The organism is Bacteroidota bacterium (assembly GCA_017303975.1).
GTDB lineage: Bacteria > Bacteroidota > Bacteroidia > JAFLBG01 > JAFLBG01 > JAFLBG01.
In genome coordinates this window covers 1-15,359 of the sequence record JAFLBG010000028.1, presented here as the reverse complement: position 1 = coordinate 15,359, position 15,359 = coordinate 1, and the positions used below count along the sequence as shown (strand labels likewise).

Genomic DNA, 15,359 nt, shown 5'->3' with positions numbered 1-15,359 from the left:
TTTCTGTTTTAATAATTTGTATTACTATAGTTTAATTGCAAATAATTAGTTGGGTCGTCATCGGTAAGAATTCGAAGCGTGTTGTAGTTTGGTTTCCATGTGGTGGTAAGGCATCTGTTTGTTTTTTTAGATTTTATTCTTACAGAGGCATACTCAGGTTTTTTTAGTTGTGCCAATTTTCCTGTCATTGTGGAGCGGCTTGAGGTGGTAAAATCTACTAATTGATTGCCAACATATATTTCAAAATCTTTGTAGTTTATATCATGGTCTATCACTATTGTCAGGGTGTCTATCAGTTCTGTAGAGAGCGATATAGCCTCTCCCTTTTCATTTACACGCGTTGTAGTTGCATTAAAATCTATAAACCCGGAGCCGCAATCTGCTCTAGAAGCCATATCTACTGTTATAGATTTATTCATTTCTTTGGGTCTTTTTTTACCGCCAAAATTTACAAATGGCATGTATCTAAAATGTTTGCGTTCTTTTACAATGTTTATTAATCCAAATTGAACTCCGCTTAAGTATTCTGTCTTGTTAATTAATCCAACTTGAGCACCTCTTGTTTCCCCGCTAATGTTTATAGCAGATAATTGCAATCCTATATTTTGTGATGTTTTGGTATAAGCAGGTGCTAGTGCGATTCCGTGAATAAAACTATCCGCAACTACTCTAAATGCGCTTATTAATACTCCTTTCCCTTCAAAGGTAACAGTGCTTGCACCCGAGAGACTTACGCCATGTATTTTGTCTGATTCCTGAAAGCCAAGTGTAAATCCAACGCCATAGAGTCTATAAACTTCGCTCAAAAATAAGCCAATACTAACACCTTGTAAACGATTGCTTACGGAGTTACTTAAAAGTCCAAACGAGAAACCGTTTACGTTTTCGGCAAATTGTGAGAGTCCGATATCTATACCATTGGTTTTGCGAGTAGTGGTTTCGGTAAATAGATTCATTGCCATACCATTGGTATTGCAATTTTTATCGATTCCGGTAACCCTTAATCCATTGTAATTGGACGGATTGCCAAAACCAATGCCATATTCGGAAGTGCCCAAAGAGACATAATTTACGGTATCCCCATCGCAATTAACTTTGGGTTGAGATACAAGTACAAATGATAAAAAGGAGGTTATAACTAATAGAATGTAATTTTTTCTCTTCACAGTAAAAATTTAGAAGTCTTAATATACCAAATTTTTAGGCGTTTGGGAAATATTTTTTCAACTTTAACTACTACTTTTATCAACTACTTAATTTACAATTCATGCAACTTTTTTTAGTAACTTCTGAGCATCAGCAAATTAGGGAAAGTGAGGTTGTGAATGAATTATTTAGAAATGGTCTTGAAAAGCTACATATTAGGAAACCGCTTGCAAGCGAAGATGATTTAAAAATACTAGTGAGTGCGATTGACTCGGATTTTTATTCTAGAATTTCAATCCATTCACATCACCATTTGGCTAATGAGTTTGGTTTAGGAGGTATTCATTATACCGAGAAGGATAGAGCTAATTTGAATAGCGCCAATTTATTTGCTAAAGGAAACATTTCCATTTCTACTTCATTACACACACTAGCTGAAATTGAGGATGTGCACGGGTTTGATTATTATTTTTTTAGTCCGGTTTTTAAAAGTATAACCAAGGATAATTATTTACCGCGTTTTTCTGTTGAGGAAATAAAAAAATCATTGGGAAAAACATCTAAACAACTAATTGCTCTCGGAGGGATAGATACCAATACAATTGAAAAATTGCAGGGCATTAACTTTATTGGAGCAGCCGTTTTAGGGGCGATATGGAATAGCAGTAATCCTGTTAAATCATTTATTGAATTAAAAAAAATAGCAGACACTATTCACTAGATTTTTCCTTCTACAAGTAAAAGTTTAATTTTTAGTACAGCTGTTACCGTTAAACTGTCAGTAACAGTGCCATTTAATACAAGTTGATACAATTCTTCAAATGGTAGTTTTTTTATTTCCAAAACTTCAGTTTCCTCCGGTTGTGGGCTTTCGAAGGATAAATCTTGTGCAAGAAATAAAATACAAAACTCGTCTGTAGCAGAATTACTCAGATGCATTTCTTGAATTTTTGTCCACTTATTGGCTACAATACCTGTTTCTTCCAGCAATTCTCGCTTTGCAGATTCAATAGGCGGGGAGTCAAGTTTTCCACCACCTTCGGGTATTTCCCACGAATATTTATTTATGGGGTACCTGTATTGACCAACAATCCAGGTATTGTATTCGTTGTCCAGCGGAATAATTCCGATGGCAAGATTTTTAAAGTGGACAACCGAATAAATTCCGGGATTGCCTGCAGGATTAAGTACATCGTGCTTGGTTATTCCTATCCAGGGCGATTCGTATACTAATTCGCTTTTTAGGGTTTTCCAAGGGTTTTCTTCTTTTTTATTTTTCACTTGAATGTTTTTTAATTTTTAATTTCCAAGTGTAAACCACCAGTTTTTTTATTGCTCTTTGTGTTACTTGATAACATGTTGGTTTTTATTTTAGAATGCTCTGTTTATGCCTACAATCCAACGGAAATCAAAATATTCGTTTTCGACAGCAGGAATGCTATTTAAAAATAAGGGGAAGTCCGCACGAATGGTAAGTGGTTTTATGTTTTGTAATACACCCCAACGTTGTATGGTGAAAGCCGCTCCAATACCGGCATCGGCTCTTATGTTTCCAATGTAAAGGTTTTTGCTGTTGTAGTTGTAATTTATAAAACCTGCATCGGCAAATAAGTAGGTTTCTAATTTAAATGTGTTTTTAAAAATAGGTCGCTTGGGTTTGAATAATTCTTGAAATTCTAATTCTATATTTACAGCTGCTCCATTTGTGCCTTTGTAGGCCAAGTAAACAAATCCATCCGAAGCAACCTCCGGTAACAGGTATCCTGAAAATCCTCGTAAGTTTAAACCGCCACCTGCATGAAAATTATTGGTAGATGCTCCATATGCTGCCATTTTTGGGTCGAACGCACCCATTGCTCGCGTATATTTATTTTCCATTAATTGTTCGGGATTTGCCCCGGAAGCATATAGAAACGATTCGTTTGCCCAACTAGTGCCCCATCCGGCAAGTACAAAAAAGCGAGAATTGAAATTAAGTTTTCCCCAATCGTTTTTGTTTACCGATTCTAGCGATGCGTGAGAATAGCTGTAGTCATTAGTAAAAGCAGAGGTCTTAAGCATTAGCACTATTTCTCCAATTCCGTTTTTGTAATTGTATTTGTGTATGTTTCCAAGCGCAAGTGTATTATTTAATTTGTTCAATTGCCATTCTCGCGGCAACAACAGGTAGTTTAAATCGTGTATAGAGTTTCTGTACATCGATTTTGCAATGATGAACAGGATGTTTTTTTTATTCTCACTAGCTTTATTAAACTGGAGTGCGTAACTATTCAAGCCATCTACAATTTTAACATCTGCATAAATTCTTGAATGTTTTAAAAACTTATCGGTAGAGGTATTGTAGTTAAATGTAAAACCTATATCATCATATTTATTAATAAATGCAGCTGTGTCAAGAAAATTTTGTGCTAAGCCCGTATTAAGCCAAATGTTTGCATTAAATACATGTCGTGTTTTCATGTGCGAGCCGTTTACATGAACACCTGTTTTTATTCCATCGTAGCCATTGTACCACACATCCGGCCTGGCATATATTTCGTACTTCTGCCAGTTCGATTCAGTATTTACTTTTGCATCAAGCTCGTAACTGATGGGTAGTTTGCAACGATTGTTGAGCATATTTACATCCGCTAATCGGTTGCTTGGGTCGATAATTACATTTTTAATTTTGTCGGGAGCAGTAATGGTAGCTGTGTATGTTGATTTGAGCTTATCCCAACCAATCCAACGTGGTAGGGTAGTTGCGGTTGTTTTTTTTTCAAACCAGGTATTGGGAATGTAATAGTCTTTTACGGATGAATCTTTTCCAATTACCCTAAAATCCAATGGCATTTGCATTCTTCCAATGCGTTTAAAGGTAATAGCATAATTGTTTGTGTTTTTTATTTTCTTTACTCGTTTAATGGAATAGTCAATAGTTTTAGAGGTTTCCAGCCATTGGTCGAAAAACCAATTTAAATCTACTTTGGTGTAATTAATTACGGAGCTTCTAAAATCTTCCATATACGGATGGCACATTTTCCATTGATTGAAATAGTGTTGCATCGCTTTTAAAAAAAGGTCATCGCCCAGTACGTATTGCAAATTATACAACATGGTTGCTGTTTTCATATATACTTGTCCGTAGCCGCCTCCGTGGCGCAGTGCGCTGTTAAATCCATCAGAGTGGGTGTTTAGTACACTTTCATCCCCATTAGCAGCGGCAATAATATAGTTGTTGTAAACTTCACTATTCATGATATAATCCGGGTGTATATATTTTTCTACATAATTTGATTTCGATTTATTTCGGATACGTTCTTTCCCATCAATTTTTATGTAGGTCCATGCCGTTAAAAATTGTGTAAAGCCTTCGTCCATTGCAGCACGGTAGGTTTCATTACTACCCACCATTCCAAAAAACCAATTATGACTTATTTCGTGTGCCAGTAAATCTCTGTAATCAGGGTCAAGTCCATTATCTAGTGTCAACATGGGATACTCCATGCCATCTCGGGCATCGGCTACCACCATTTTTGGATAGGCGTACATTCCAAAATCGGTAGAGTTTATTTCAATTACTTTGGCAGTATAACTTGCTGCATTTTGCCAACGAGCTGCATGCGATTCTTGTACTACTGCTATACATCGTATCCCATTCCAAACTTCTTCTCCAATGCGATAGGTTGGGTCGGTAGTAAATGCAAAGTCGTGTACATTATCTGCATGGTAATGCCATGTTTTAGTTTTTCCATCAGCGGGAATTATGGTAGATGGTGATGTGTATAATGGTTTGTTGGTAAAGTTTTTTAAATCTAATTTTTGACGAAGCGTATCTGGCAAAACTTCTTTTTCGTTTAGCAAAATGCCTGTTGCTTCTGTAATGTAATGAGATGGTAGCGTAAGCGAAACATCAAATGTTCCAAAATCTCCATAAAACTCTCTAGTTAAATGTTGGTCGGTATCCCAACCTTTTTTTTGATCGTACACTGCAATGCGCGGATACCAGTGTACTCCATCAAAATGTTTATTTCCATAGGAGTTGAAGCTTTTCATGCGTCTTCGAATGTTTCCTTTATCATCAAAGTAAGTTTTAAATTCGATTGAGAAAGCTATAGAGGAATTGGGGGCTAAAGCCTCTGTTAAAAAAACTTTTAAAATAGTATTATCTAGTTCTGTTTTTGGTTGTTGTCCGTTTATTGTAATTTTTTCGATAACTGTTCCTAAGCCTTGTTTTTCGTAAGGGCCATATTTTATTGGGAATTTATTTTTCTTGTGTAAGTCGTCTGTGTAAGAGCCAGGCTGAAAAGCATTTTGATACAAATGAAAATATACAAAACGAATTGTATCGGGAGAGTTATTCCAGTAAGTAAGTTCTTCGTTGGCACTAATTATTGAAGTTTTTTCATCTAGTGCAGCATTTATTTTATAATGTACATCTTGCTGCCAGTAATCGGAATGCGGTTTTCTATTTTTCCAGTAGTATTGATTTTGTTCTGTGCGATATGTGTTTTCGGGAAATATAGATTGAGAGAATAGTAAATTGCTAATAAGCAAAATTGCAACAAACAATAAATTTTTCTTCATTTGATAATAGCTGTTTTATAGTACTAGTAAGATAAAAAGAATACTTTACTGTTTTGCAAAAGTGGAGGAGAAGAATGCTAAATTAACCTATCTTCCTTTTTTAGATAATTGCTTTTTCTCCTTTTTTCTTTGCCATGTCAATACTGGCGTTGAGTTCGAAGCCTAATAGTAAAATATACGAATTGAAATAAATCCAAAGAAGAATGACAATCAGTGTACCGATAGATCCGTACAATTTATTGTATTGTCCAAAATTATTAATATAAAATGCAAAGCCCCAGCAGGTAATGACTGTTAGGATAGCAGCAAATGTAGAGCCTGCACTTATAAAGCGCCATCTAGCTTTGCTCGAAGGTGCTAAGTAGTATATAAAAGAAAGTGTGCAAAAGAATAATGCAAAAACAGTAATTGCCCTTCCAATTAAAATTAGGTAAGATTCGAAGTTGCTTAGTAGCGATATTTTATTCAATAATATTTCGGAGAAAATAATAATTGCAATGGCTGTTATAAGCAGTGTAGTTTGAATCAACACTAATGCAATTGATACAAGCCTTGTCATAAATGGCTTACGAGTTTCTACGCTGTGGTATGTTTGGTTGAATGCGTTAATTACAGCTACAAATCCATTGGTAGCAAAGTACAATGCGGTTATAAATCCAAACGAAAGCAAACCGCTATTTTGGCGTTTAATAATATCTTCCAGTGTGCTCTCCGTTGCTTCAAATGCAGCTTTCGGCATTACACTTTTAATTACATCAAACAGTTCGTTCTGGAAATTATCTATTGGAATGTAGGGTATAAGTGTAAATAAAAAAATTATAGATGGGAATATGGCCAGAAAAAAAGAAAACGCCACCGAAGACGCTCTCATATTTACAGCGCCTTTACTCACTCCTCTCAAAAAAAATACAAGCACCTCATAAAGCGCAATTCCTTCAAATCCAGGTAACACAATGCGTTTGGCAATGCGTGTAAGTTTTGCAATAGGTGGTAGGTCGAGTATTTTTTGTGCAAATTTACTTGGCATTTGCAGTTGCTTTTAGACTTAAATCTAAGCTTTTTATACTGTGCGTTAATGCACCCATTGAAATGTAGTTGACTCCTGTTTTTGCGTAGCTTGCTAGGTTTTTTGCATTGATATTTCCGGAGGCTTCAGTCGGAATACGCTTATTGATAAGCTTTACAGCTTGAGTAATTTCTTTCGGAGAAAAATTGTCAAGTAAAATTCTATCTACTTTATAACCACAACTTAAAACTTCTTGAACATCGTTTAAGCTCCGAACTTCAACTTCAATTTTTATTTTTTTATTTTTCTTTTTAAGATAATCTACACTTGATTTAATGGCTTTTGTTATACTTCCGCAATAATCAATGTGATTGTCTTTAATTAAAATCATATCAAATAATCCAAATCGATGGTTTACGCCACCACCAATTGCAACCGCCCATTTTTCCATCATTCTAAAGCCGGGGGTGGTTTTTCTTGTATCTAGTAATTTTACGTTGTTTTTTTTGCAAAAAGCCGTTAGTGTAGCAGTGGTAGTTGCAATGCCGCTCATGCGCTGCATGCAATTTAAAACCAAACGTTCCGCTTTTAAAATAGATTGTGCAGAACCATTTACGGTAAGAACAACATCTCCTTTTTTTACTGTACTTCCGTCATTTTTTAAAATAGAATAGGTAAGGTTTTTATCTACTATTTTAAAAATTAGCTTGGCTAATTCAACACCTGCAATAACTCCGTTTTCTTTAACAAGTAATTTGGCTGTTTTGGTAAGCGTTTTCGGAATGCATGCAAGCGAGGTGTGGTCGCCATCTCCTATATCTTCTAGTAAAGAAGATACAATAAAGCTGTTTAGTGCTTTGGGGGTAATATAATTTGGCAGTTTCATGTAGTAATTTGCTTAATGCACAATTTATTTGTCGAGTTCAATTCGAAGCTGTTGAATAGTAGTTTTATCTGTAGCTTGTTTTAGTAAAATGTAAACTTTGTATTTCTCTTTCCCTGCCAACAGATTACCAACCAAAAAATAGTTATTGTTTTTCGGAATGCTTTTGTGAGTAATGTTAAAAGACTGTACAGGGTTTTTCGTGAAAAAATCTTTTAGTAAAATTTCCGCTTGATTTTTACTATACACATCCTCTAATGATACGATGGTAAGTTCCACATTCTCTGCAAACGACTGGGAAATGGCTCTACTGTTGCCTTCGGCAAAATTTTTACTTAATTGATCGGCAATATCGCCTGCAAACCCAACATGTAGATTTATAAACAGTAATAAAAATTGTATAAGCATAATGTTGTTATCTACTACAATTATTGAGCCAATCTGTGTAGTTTTGCTCTAAATTAACAAAAATATGCGCATTGTTTTAGTTTTTGTAGGTAAAACTGATGAAGAATACATCAAAGAAGGTTGCAAAAAATATTTTGATAGACTTTCCAACTATATGAAGGTGGAAGAGTTTATCGTATTACCACCTAAATCTATTTATACCTATAAACCTGCTGAAATTAAAATGAAAGAAGGCGAAGAGTTGATAAAGGCTTTAAGTAAAATGGATAGAGCGTTTGTTGTATTGTTGGATGAGCAAGGCAAGGAATACAGTTCGGTTGATTTTTCTAAATACATGAATAAAATTTTCTCGCAATCATACGATAAACTTGTCTTTGTAGTGGGCGGTGGATATGGCTTTTCTGAAGATGTATATAAAAAATATCCGCAAAAAATTTCATTATCCAAACTTACATTTACGCATCAAATGATCCGATTGTTGCTTGTAGAGCAAATTTATAGAGCTATGACGATATTGAAGAATGAAAAATACCATCATCTGTAGTTGTGATACATATTGCAAAAAAATATTTGTTCCTTAGTGTTTAGAATGAATTTAATCCAACTCCACGGATTCAATTACTTCGCTGCTTAAATGAGTTTCTAAAATAGAACGGTATTTTTTTGTAGATATAAATCCGAATCCAGATTCGAAGAATTCATTGAAAGCAGCTTGCCAATCGCTATTTAAAGGTAATCCAAAAGCAAATCGTTCGTTGTCGATTGTTGCAACACGATGCATTTTGATGTAGGAAGAATTGTTCTTCTTTAAAAAACTCCAAAACTGAATCATATCAACATAACCAAAGTATTTAGCATTTTGGTTTATTTTTACGGTAGGGTTTTCTTCCCCGAACTCAATTCTCATTTTGGGGAAATAGCTGCTTTTTAAATCGAGTAGATATTTTTCGTGTGTAGAGCCTTTTTCAGTAATAGCAGTTAATGTATCAAAGTGTAAGGAAATGTCTTGAATTTTAGATAGGGTAGGGATTCTTCCGGAGCTTATAAGAACTGTTTTGTTTTTTAAGTAAGGTGGGCAAAATTGTATTTCTTTTTTTCTGTCTTCTGTAATTGTTAAGCTGGATAGCCCAATACTATTAGGTGTTCCCTTGGTTAGCAATTCGTATGATTTATTAAATTCTGCACTTGCAATGTAATTTAATGTAATTACAACGCCTTTCTTCTTTGCCCAACCCACAAACTCGTTTAAGATATCAGCTTCAATTCCTTTTACTATAACATTTCCTTTTTCTTTATATGTAAACGGATAATTATTTTCGTAGTAATAGACGTTAAGCGATGCTTTTTTATTTTTCAAAGCACTCTCCCATGAAAGGTTTGATTGTGCGAATAAACCAGTTGCTAAAGCAAAAAATAAGCTAGAAAGAATTATACGAATAGGCATAATTTATGTTTTATAAAAAAGGCTGCCCTATTAAGGCAGCCTTTCATGGTTATATTTATATCCCCAAGTTACGATTAATATCTGTAATATTCAGGTTTAAATGGACCTTGTTTATCTACGCCAATATAAGCCGCTTGTTCATCTGATAAAGTATCGATTTCAACACCAATTTTAGCAAGGTGCAAGCGAGCTACTTTCTCATCCAAATGTTTAGGTAAAACATAAACTTTATTTTCGTATTTATCGGTATTCATCCATAATTCTAACTGTGCTAACACTTGGTTAGTAAACGAGTTAGACATTACAAATGATGGATGTCCCATAGCACAACCTAAGTTTACTAAGCGTCCTTCAGCTAAAACAATAATGTCTTTTCCGTCAATAGTGTATTTATCAACTTGAGGCTTGATGGTATCCTTTGTGTGACCATAGTTTTTGTTTAACCATGCCATATCAATTTCTGTATCAAAGTGTCCAATGTTACATACAATTGTATTGTGTTTCATGGCTTTAAAATGACGATCTGTAACAATACTCATGTTACCTGTAGTTGTTACAACTATATCCGCCTCCTTAATAGCAGTATCCATTTTTTTAACTTCATAACCTTCCATTGCAGCTTGTAAAGCACAAATTGGGTCAATTTCAGTTACAATTACACGCACTTTTGAATCTTTTAAAGATTCTGCTGAACCTTTTCCTACATCACCAAATCCTGCAACAACAGCTACTTTACCAGCCAACATTAAATCGGTAGCTCTTCTGATTGCATCTACTAATGACTCACGGCATCCGTATTTGTTATCAAATTTAGATTTAGTTACTGAATCGTTAATGTTAATAGCTGGGATTGGAAGGGTTCCTTTAGCCATTCTTTCGTATAAACGGTGAACACCTGTTGTTGTTTCCTCTGACAATCCTTTAATTCCTTTAACTAGTTCAGGGTATTTGTCTAACACCATATTTGTTAAATCTCCACCATCATCCAAAATCATATTTAATGGCTTACGATCTTCTCCAAAGAACAGTGTTTGTTCTATACACCAATCAAACTCCTCATTATTCATACCTTTCCAAGCATATACAGAAATACCAGCAGCAGCAATAGCAGCAGCAGCATGATCTTGTGTAGAGAATATATTGCAAGATGACCAAGTAACTTCAGCTCCTAATTCAACCAATGTTTCAATCAAAACAGCAGTTTGAATAGTCATGTGTAAGCAACCTGCAACACGCGCATTTTTCAATGGTTTTTGTTTGCCATATTCAGCTCTTAATGCCATTAATCCAGGCATTTCAGCTTCTGCTAATTTTATTTCTTTTCTTCCCCACTCAGCTAAAGAAATATCTTTAACCTTAAATTTTACATAAGCAGGAGCTTCTTTAGTTGCTTTTGTTTTTTCCATTGTTGCTGTTGTCATGTTATTTTTAATTAGTTGTTTTTCAATAATTGCTGCAAATTTACGCTATTCTTTGCTATAAGTCAACTCTTTTTGCAAGCGCGCTAATTATCTACAAAACAGTTGGTGTAAAATTAAGTTCATAAAAAAAGCTACCTTTTTGAGGTAGCTTTTTTTATGAACTTAAGATGTATCTTATTTATTACTTGGTTGTGCTACTCCGGATCTTCTTATTGATTTAATGTCAAATGGTGTAAATCTTAGGTCTTGGTATTTAGAAACTAACTCACCGTTTTTATATTCATCAGCACGGTTCGCAATAATGTGGTAGGTAAACTTAGCATTGGATTTTCCATTAGCCAATTCCTTTACCAAAAATCCTTTCTCTGTTTTTTCTGTAACATACACACCGTTGCAGTCATCTTCTAGTTGTACAAGAACACGCAATGGATGTTTTTCGTTTACTGCAACATTTTTAGCAAAAGTGGGATCGATAGAAATATAAGTACTTCCATTTACCAATTGTCCGCTTCCGTAATCTTCAAATAAAGCCTCTGGTGCTTCTGGTGCATAGAGAACTACAGGTTTGTTTTGTACATCGTTTACAATAGTAGAAACTGCTCCGGTACCAATTATTTTATAGTTTGTATTGGCTGTATAGGCCGCTGTCATTGCATAAAAATCAAGTGCTAAGCTCATGCTATCAATAAACAAGCCACCGGCAGTTGTTCCGCCTGAGCTCCCATTGTATGTCATCCCAAATACTCCAAATGTTTTACCTGTACCAGAAACACCAGTACTTGCGCCTGCGTGGTATGCCGTATTAACACCGCTACCAACACCTGCAATACCTGTACCAGTATTTGTAGCTGTTCCGTTATCAACACGCAGTGTCATAGTATTTACAACGTTGTTTGATTGTATCCATACAGAAGGTTTGTCATTTCCTGCAATACCTCCTGTACTTGAAAAGTAACCTGCATATCCTCCCAAGGTGTTTTCTGCTTGCAATGCTGTGCCTGAGAAATTTCCATTTTTTGCCCAAACTCCAATGCCTGTCCCTGTCGCATTTTCGCCAACAACTCCATATCCATTGCTCGAAGCCTCACCATAAACACCACGTCCTGTAGTAGTTTTACCATGTACCCCATATGCTGCACCTAGGCCTTCACCATAAATACCTGTTCCTGTTCCTGTAATATAACCGGCAACAGCTCTTGTACCAAGAGAGTTTATAGCACCTGCTGCACCAGTTCCATAAGATGAAAATACATCAGTTGATGCAGCTGTTGTATTGTTAGCTACAAGTCTTCCTGCAGACGTCATACGCAAACGTTCGTTAAATGCAGTAGAGCCACCGGTTTTAAATATAAAATCTTGTGCATCGTTTGTTCCAATATAATTAGTGCCCGGAGATGTGTTGAAATTTCCTGTTGTTATCCATGCCGCATTAGGACTGGACTTTATGTTACCACAGCTATCTACAATTCTTACTAATCCGGAAGTGTTACCAGCAGAACCTACTGTTAAACTAACAGATTGAACAGAACACGCATTCCCTCCGCCACCAATTACGGTACCTGTTGAAATGCTAGTGCCTCCACAAAGACTTCTCCATGCTGAGAGCGGGTTATTCCAGTAGAAAAAACAACTTGAATCGGTATCATACACTAAAAGCCCATTTTCTGCATTTCCTAAGCCGGTTATTGCAATTCTTTGTGCTGCTGTTAAGCGCGGCACTAAAACTCCTGTATTGTTGCTAGGAGAAACAATATCCAATACTGCATTTGAATTAGGGATAGCCGTATTTATACCAACATTTTGTTGTGCAAATGAGCTAATTCCTAAAAAGATTAAAAGTGTAGATAGTGAAAAAACTTTGTAAAAAATTTTCATAGTAGTATGTGGTTATACGTTACACGTTCAATATATGTATAATTTTAAAAACAATCAAATATAAGATGGTTGAAAAGTAAATTAAGTTGCATTTGTTGGAATAAATGGAGCAGGTAGCAATTAGGAAATTACCTTTTTTTCTTTGTTGTTATTTTGTTGCCATTTCCAAGCAGATAACATCATGTCGTCTAGATTGTATTCGGCTTTCCAGCCTAGTATTGACTGTGCTTTTGACGAGTTAGAATAAATAGCTACTACATCTCCATTTCGTCTGGCACCAATTTTATAATTTACTTTTGTATTCGATACTTTTTCAAAAGATTGTATTACTTCCATTACGGAACACCCTGTGCCACTGCCTAAATTGAATACTTCGTAAATAGCAGATTCTTTTTGCAGTAAAAAATTAAGTGCTTTAATGTGTGCTGTTGCAATATCGGAAACATGTATGTAATCTCTTATGCACGTTCCGTCTTTAGTTGGGTAATCGTTGCCATAAACAAACATGTCGGGCAGTAATCCCGATACAAACTGTGTAATAATTGGCACCAAGTTGTTGGGTTTATTTCTTGGGTCTTCTCCAATAAGACCGGATTTGTGTGCTCCAACAGGATTGAAGTATCGGAGTGAGATTCCTTTATGCGAAGCACTTGATTTAATAAAATCACGCAGAATTTCCTCTCCCATTATTTTTGTTGCCCCATAAGGCGATTCTGCTGCATTTACTTCAGTGTTTTCTGTTACCGGCAATGTTTTAATATTTCCGTAAACAGTACAAGAGGATGAAAATATGATGTTTTTAACCCCAAATCTTTTAGAGCAGTCAAGAATGTTTATAAGCGAAACAAGGTTGTTTCTGTAGTATCGAATGGGGTCTTCTACCGATTCGTGAACCGCTTTGTAAGCTGCAAAATGGATAATTCCAACAATGTTTTTATGCGCAGAAAAAACCTGTTCTAAATCTTGAATATTATTTATATCAACAGTGTATGATATAATATTTTTGCCAGTAATCTTATTAATTCTATCGTAAACTGATGGGGATGAATTTGAAAAATTATCTACAGATATAACTTCATAGTTTGTTGTCTCCAACAGTTCGGTTATGGTATGAGAACCAATATAACCGGCTCCTCCTGTAATAAGTATGGCTTGTTTTGAATTATTCATTACCTCTAACGCATCTAAACTCCCGAAAGATAAATAATATAACTAGTTTGACAAAAAGTAGGATCTAGCGTAATTTAGTTACAAGCCATAAATATTCATCAATACACTTACCTACACTTGCTATCGTTGCTGCATCTTCTGTAGTTCCGGTTTCTGTTATTTTTTTATCCAATTGTGGTATAATAAGCATTTGAGGTAAAAGTATTCCGAATAGCGCTGCCACATATTGTTGCAGGTGCATAGCAGCTCTCATACCTCCAAAAGCTCCAGGAGACCCAACAGCTATTGCCATAGGTTTTCTGTAATAACTATTTTTCGGAAAATGGTCAACAAAGTTTTTTAGGGCAGGGGAGAAGCCTCCGTTGTATTCCGGGGACACAAAAATAAAAGCATCGCTTTTTTCCATTGTTTCAAAAATATTTTGAAATTCAAGTGGAGCGTCTTTTTTATCTTGCCATACAGACTGGATATGCGGCAGATTAGCCTTATGCAGATAGATGTCTGTTACAGCAATAGTACTGCTTTTCTTCCTTAGTTCGGTGGTTAAAAGTTGCGCAATGCGAGCTGTTTTGCTTTCTGTACGTGGGCTTCCTGAAATTATAGTAATGTTCATTTTCTAGTTAATTAAGTGAAAAGAAGGGTTCGTTAATGGCAACTGTATTGTGAAAAAGTAGAGGTTGTATTTCAACTTTTACATAAGGCATAATTGGAAATTCGCTCAATATATCCATTACTTCTTTTTCTGTTTTTGCTGCCACGATAGTCCAGAGCTTGCTTCTGTCGGAACTTACAGAGTAGGAAAGTAAAGTTCCATTTTCAAATAAATTATTTACCAAAGCTCTTTGGCTTGGAATTAAGTTTGCAAATTTTTCGTCTAGTATGCTGGGTAGAATTATTTCTACCATAAAATTATTTTTGTTCATAGTATTAATCGGCTAAATGTCCCATTTTACCTAAATGATAATCTTGTATTGCTTCGTTAATTTCTTGAGCGGTATTCATTACAAACGGTCCGTGTTGCACCATTGGCTCGCTGATTGGCTCTCCGCTCAAAACCAAGAAAGATGTGTCTTTTAGTGCTTCAATCGTTATTTCTTTACCCCCTTTTTCAAAATTAATAAGATTAAAAGAGGAAACTGTTTTTGAGTTGATAGTAACTTCCCCTCCCAAAACATAAAGTAAGGTAGAGTAGTTTTCCGGTAATTCTAGCATTGTTTTTTCGGCTGCATTTATTTGTCCCATCATAGAAATAATGGGTGTAAACGTTTTTGCAGGACCTGTTAAACCTTTATAGGTTCCCGATACCAGTTTAATTGAAATTCCATCTGTTTGTTGCACATAAGGCATATTTTCAGATTTTATATCTTGGTATTTTGCGGGAGTCATTTTATACTTTGCGGGAAGATTTATCCAAAGCTGAATTAATTCGAGCGTGCCACC

At 35.4% G+C, this 15,359-nt stretch carries 15 protein-coding genes; 2 read left to right on the top strand and 13 right to left on the bottom strand.

Annotated features, from left to right (window positions below):
* Window positions 1-8: 8 nt before the first annotated feature.
* Window positions 9-1,166: a hypothetical protein gene (locus J0M08_09930; GenBank protein MBN8703373.1), complete on the bottom strand. Its 1,158-nt coding sequence runs from the start codon at window positions 1,164-1,166 to the stop codon at window positions 9-11.
* 101 nt (window positions 1,167-1,267) lie between these two features.
* Here J0M08_09930 and J0M08_09925 point away from each other — a divergent pair, with 101 nt between their 5' ends.
* A complete protein-coding gene (locus tag J0M08_09925; GenBank protein MBN8703372.1) occupies window positions 1,268-1,867 on the top strand; it encodes a thiamine phosphate synthase in 600 nt (199 codons plus the stop codon).
* On the opposite strand, the gene J0M08_09920 is transcribed toward J0M08_09925, so the two are convergent.
* The 5 genes from J0M08_09920 to J0M08_09900 all read right to left on the bottom strand — a co-directional run bounded on the left by J0M08_09920 (window position 1,864) and on the right by J0M08_09900 (window position 8,009).
* On the bottom strand, window positions 1,864-2,427 hold the full coding sequence (locus J0M08_09920; GenBank protein ID MBN8703371.1) for an NUDIX hydrolase: 564 nt from the start codon (window positions 2,425-2,427) through the stop codon (window positions 1,864-1,866). The two genes, J0M08_09925 and J0M08_09920, sit on opposite strands and share 4 nt — an antisense overlap.
* Before the next feature lie 90 nt (window positions 2,428-2,517).
* Window positions 2,518-5,712 carry a M1 family peptidase gene (locus J0M08_09915; protein MBN8703370.1) on the bottom strand — a complete coding sequence of 1,065 codons (3,195 nt, stop codon included), beginning with the start codon at window positions 5,710-5,712 and terminating at the stop codon, window positions 2,518-2,520.
* Between the two features lie 100 nt (window positions 5,713-5,812).
* Window positions 5,813-6,739: a YihY/virulence factor BrkB family protein gene (locus tag J0M08_09910; GenBank protein ID MBN8703369.1), complete on the bottom strand. Its 927-nt coding sequence runs from the start codon at window positions 6,737-6,739 to the stop codon at window positions 5,813-5,815.
* Window positions 6,729-7,604 carry a carboxylating nicotinate-nucleotide diphosphorylase gene (nadC, locus tag J0M08_09905; GenBank protein MBN8703368.1) on the bottom strand — a complete coding sequence of 292 codons (876 nt, stop codon included), beginning with the start codon at window positions 7,602-7,604 and terminating at the stop codon, window positions 6,729-6,731. Before nadC ends, J0M08_09910 begins: the two co-directional genes overlap by 11 nt.
* Before the next feature lie 24 nt (window positions 7,605-7,628).
* Window positions 7,629-8,009: a DUF4783 domain-containing protein gene (locus tag J0M08_09900; GenBank protein ID MBN8703367.1), complete on the bottom strand. Its 381-nt coding sequence runs from the start codon at window positions 8,007-8,009 to the stop codon at window positions 7,629-7,631.
* 64 nt (window positions 8,010-8,073) lie between these two features.
* Here J0M08_09900 and J0M08_09895 point away from each other — a divergent pair, with 64 nt between their 5' ends.
* Window positions 8,074-8,553: a 23S rRNA (pseudouridine(1915)-N(3))-methyltransferase RlmH gene (locus J0M08_09895; GenBank protein ID MBN8703366.1), complete on the top strand. Its 480-nt coding sequence runs from the start codon at window positions 8,074-8,076 to the stop codon at window positions 8,551-8,553.
* Between the two features lie 51 nt (window positions 8,554-8,604).
* Here J0M08_09895 and J0M08_09890 read toward each other — a convergent pair whose 3' ends face one another.
* The 7 genes from J0M08_09890 to J0M08_09860 all read right to left on the bottom strand — a co-directional run.
* A complete protein-coding gene (locus tag J0M08_09890) occupies window positions 8,605-9,453 on the bottom strand; it encodes a transporter substrate-binding domain-containing protein (GenBank protein MBN8703365.1) in 849 nt (282 codons plus the stop codon).
* A gap of 74 nt (window positions 9,454-9,527) precedes the next feature.
* Window positions 9,528-10,859, bottom strand: a complete 1,332-nt coding sequence (locus tag J0M08_09885; GenBank protein MBN8703364.1) for an adenosylhomocysteinase — start codon at window positions 10,857-10,859, stop codon at window positions 9,528-9,530.
* A gap of 189 nt (window positions 10,860-11,048) precedes the next feature.
* A complete protein-coding gene (locus J0M08_09880) occupies window positions 11,049-12,749 on the bottom strand; it encodes a hypothetical protein (protein MBN8703363.1) in 1,701 nt (566 codons plus the stop codon).
* Between the two features lie 120 nt (window positions 12,750-12,869).
* A complete protein-coding gene (gene galE / locus J0M08_09875; protein ID MBN8703362.1) occupies window positions 12,870-13,919 on the bottom strand; it encodes a UDP-glucose 4-epimerase GalE in 1,050 nt (349 codons plus the stop codon).
* A 64-nt stretch (window positions 13,920-13,983) separates the two neighbouring features.
* Entirely contained in the window at window positions 13,984-14,532 is a 549-nt protein-coding gene (locus J0M08_09870; GenBank protein MBN8703361.1) for an NAD(P)H-dependent oxidoreductase, read from the bottom strand.
* 7 nt (window positions 14,533-14,539) lie between these two features.
* Complete coding sequence (locus tag J0M08_09865) at window positions 14,540-14,842, bottom strand: hypothetical protein (protein MBN8703360.1); 303 nt, start codon at window positions 14,840-14,842, stop codon at window positions 14,540-14,542.
* Between the two features lie 4 nt (window positions 14,843-14,846).
* The coding region (locus tag J0M08_09860; protein ID MBN8703359.1) for a pirin family protein at window positions 14,847-15,359 on the bottom strand (513 nt) is incomplete at its 5' end.